At 46.1% G+C, this 1,305-nt stretch carries 1 protein-coding gene; it reads right to left on the minus strand.

Annotation, left to right across the window (positions count from 1 at the left end; all coding sequences use genetic code 11):
• The coding region (locus tag COE49_RS27795; protein ID WP_176551494.1) for an MSCRAMM family adhesin SdrF at positions 1 to 1,305 on the minus strand (1,305 nt) is incomplete at both ends.

Raw genomic sequence — 1,305 nt, forward strand, 5'->3', positions numbered from 1 at the left:
TCAGAATCAGAGTCGGAATCGGAATCAGAGTCGGAATCAGAATCAGAGTCGGAATCAGAGTCAGAGTCAGAGTCAGAGTCGGAATCAGAATCGGAATCAGAATCGGAATCAGAGTCAGAATCGGAATCAGAGTCGCTGTCAGAATCAGAGTCACTATCGGAATCAGAATCACTGTCGCTATCAGAATCGGAATCGGAATCAGAATCAGAATCACTGTCGCTATCAGAATCGGAATCGGAATCGGAATCAGAATCGGAATCAGAGTCGGAATCACTATCGGAATCAGAATCGCTGTCAGAGTCGCTGTCGGAATCAGAGTCGCTGTCGCTATCAGAGTCGCTATCAGAATCGGAATCGGAATCAGAGTCACTGTCGCTATCAGAATCAGAGTCGGAATCGGAATCAGAGTCGCTATCGGAATCAGAGTCACTGTCGCTATCAGAGTCAGAGTCAGAATCAGAATCGCTATCGGAATCAGAGTCGCTATCAGAATCGGAATCAGAGTCAGAATCAGAGTCGCTATCAGAATCGGAATCAGAGTCAGAGTCAGAGTCACTATCGGAATCAGAGTCAGAATCGGAATCAGAGTCAGAGTCGCTATCGGAATCAGAGTCGGAATCACTGTCGCTATCAGAATCAGAGTCGGAATCGGAATCAGAGTCGCTATCAGAATCAGAGTCAGAGTCGCTATCGGAATCAGAGTCACTATCGGAATCGGAATCAGAGTCACTATCGGAATCAGAATCAGAGTCGCTATCGGAATCAGAGTCGCTGTCGCTATCAGAGTCACTGTCAGAATCAGAGTCAGAATCAGAGTCAGAATCGCTATCGGAGTCAGAGTCGGAATCAGAGTCACTGTCAGAATCGGAATCAGAATCAGAGTCGGAATCAGAGTCGCTATCGGAATCGGAATCAGAGTCAGAATCGGAATCGGAATCGGAATCGCTATCAGAATCGCTATCAGAATCGGAATCAGAATCGGAATCAGAGTCACTATCGGAATCAGAATCAGAGTCAGAATCAGAGTCACTATCAGAATCAGAGTCAGAATCAGAGTCGGAATCGGAATCAGAATCAGAATCAGAGTCGGAATCGGAATCGGAATCAGAGTCGGAATCAGAATCAGAGTCGGAATCAGAGTCAGAGTCGGAATCAGAATCGGAATCAGAGTCGCTGTCAGAATCAGAATCACTGTCGCTATCAGAATCGGAATCAGAATCACTGTCGCTATCAGAATCGGAATCAGAATCAGAGTCGGAACCAGAATCAGAATCAGAGTCAGAGTCAGAATAAGAGTCACTATCG

The organism is Bacillus sp. AFS029637 (genome assembly GCF_002584985.1).
Taxonomy (GTDB): domain Bacteria; phylum Bacillota; class Bacilli; order Bacillales; family Bacillaceae_G; genus Bacillus_A.